Source organism: Mesorhizobium sp. M2A.F.Ca.ET.039.01.1.1 (assembly GCF_003998035.1).
Classification (GTDB): Bacteria; Pseudomonadota; Alphaproteobacteria; order Rhizobiales; family Rhizobiaceae; genus Mesorhizobium.
This window is the reverse complement of sequence record NZ_RZRY01001011.1, coordinates 1-1,784: the sequence shown is the minus strand read 5'-3', so window position 1 is coordinate 1,784 and position 1,784 is coordinate 1. Positions and strand designations below refer to the sequence as shown.

Genomic DNA, 1,784 nt, shown 5'->3' with positions numbered 1-1,784 from the left:
GCTTACTTTCTGGCCGATCTCTGTGCAGGACCCGCCATAATCCAGCGCGTCGTCGATGAGCTGGAAGGCAAGGCCGAGATTCATGCCGTAGGAGCGCAATGCGGCGCGGTCGGTGCGCGAGGCCTGGGCGATCACCGGCCCGACTTCGGCGGCGGCCGAGAACAGCGCCGCGGTCTTGGCCTTGATGACGGCGAAATGCTCGTCCTCGGTGGTGTCGAGGTTCTTGGCGGCGGCAAGCTGCATCACCTCGCCCTCGGCGATGATGGAGGCGGCGGTCGACAGGATGTCCAACGCTTCCAGCGAGCCGACCTCGACCATCATGCGGAAGGCCTGGCCGAGCAGGAAATCGCCGACCAGAACGCTCGCCTGGTTGCCCCAGATCATGCGCGCCGTCTTCTTGCCGCGGCGCAAGGCGCTCTCGTCGACCACGTCGTCATGCAGAAGCGTCGCCGTGTGCATGAATTCGACCGCGGTGGCGAGCTTGACATGGCCTTCGCCCGAATAGCCGAACATCTGCGCGGCGGCGAGCGTCAGCATGGGCCTGAGCCGCTTGCCGCCGGAAGAGATCAGGTGGTTGGCGATCTCCGGGATCATCTCGACGTCGGAGCCGGCCTTGGACAGGATCAGTTCGTTGACGCGTCCCATGTCGGCGGCCGTCAGATCGATCAGATCATTGATGGAAGCGGGTTCCCGCTTTCCTTCGATGTTGAGAACGACACCCACCACGACAACTCCCGTCTACATTGACGCGCACGAGCAGCGCGCACCCACGGCACCCTTTGATCCCGCGCCGACTCTAGGGCGGCACAACCGGACACGGCAAGAGGCGAATTGGCGCGCTCTGCCGACGCTGTGTTTACCCGCACGTTTACATGAACGCCGCAACCTGCGATTTTCGTTCCATGATCGAGCTTGTCCGCACCAATGACGCCGTCGTGATCTCCTTTGTCGAATCGCTGATGCGCGACGCCGGCATCGCCTGTTTCGTCGCCGACCTGAATATGAGCGTGCTGGAAGGGTCCATCGGCCTTTTGCAGAAGCGTGTCATGGTCGACGCCGACAAGGCCGACGTGGCGCGCCGCATCCTCAAGGATGCCGGCATCGAAAACGAGATCCGCCAAAAATAATGGCAGCGACAACCGCCCCAGATACGCCGGCGCATACGGTCGATGCCTTCCATCGCGGACGCTTCTGGCTGGTGCAGCCTAGCCAGGGCGGTCATCGAGCCGGCATGGACGCCATGATGCTGGCGGCCGCCGTGCCGTCCCGCTTTTCCGGCCGGCTCGCCGATTTCGGCGCCGGGGCTGGTGCTGCCGCGCTTGCCGTGCTGTCGCGGTGTCCGTCGGCGCAGGCCGTGCTCGTCGAGCGCTCCGCCGAAATGGCGGGGTTCGCCGCCGCCACGCTCTCGCATCCCGGCAATGCGCATCTCGGCAACCGCGCCTCGGTGCTGACGGCCGACGTGACGCTGACCGGCCGGGCGCGGGCCGAGGCCGGGCTTCCCGAAAATTCCTTCGACTTCGTCATCATGAACCCGCCTTTCAACGCCGCCGAGGATCGCTCGACGCCAGACGCGCTGCGCCGGCAGGCGCATGTGGGCGAGGATGGGCTGTTCGAAAGCTGGATCAGGAGCGCCGCCGCCGTCGCCAGGCCGCGCGGCGGGCTGGCCGTCATCGCCCGGCCCGAGCAGCTCGTTGCCATCCTCGATGCAATCGAAGGGCGCTTCGGCGACGCCGAATTGCTCTGCGTGCATCCGCGTCCGGACGCGGCGGCGATCCGCCTCGTCG

3 protein-coding genes are annotated in these 1,784 nt (G+C 66.0%); 2 read left to right on the top strand and 1 reads right to left on the bottom strand.

Annotation, left to right across the window (positions count from 1 at the left end; all coding sequences use genetic code 11):
* On the bottom strand, positions 1-723 hold a 723-nt coding region (locus EOA24_RS36700), incomplete at its 3' end, for a polyprenyl synthetase family protein (RefSeq protein WP_133374837.1).
* Between the two features lie 179 nt (positions 724-902).
* Here EOA24_RS36700 and EOA24_RS36695 point away from each other — a divergent pair.
* Together EOA24_RS36695 and EOA24_RS36690 are read left to right on the top strand one after the other, a co-directional pair.
* The gene (locus EOA24_RS36695) at positions 903-1,127 is read left to right on the top strand and encodes a DUF2007 domain-containing protein (RefSeq protein ID WP_126078607.1); all 225 of its coding nucleotides are present in this window, start codon (positions 903-905) and stop codon (positions 1,125-1,127) included.
* The coding region (locus EOA24_RS36690) for a methyltransferase (protein ID WP_127410756.1) at positions 1,127-1,784 on the top strand (658 nt) is incomplete at its 3' end. The genes EOA24_RS36695 and EOA24_RS36690, both read left to right, overlap by 1 nt.

What these genes read in the sequence shown, in the direction of transcription:
- EOA24_RS36695 (WP_126078607.1), top strand. Translation starts at nt 903, where the DNA reads ATGATCGAGCTTGTCCGCACCAATGACGCCGTCGTGATCTCCTTTGTC.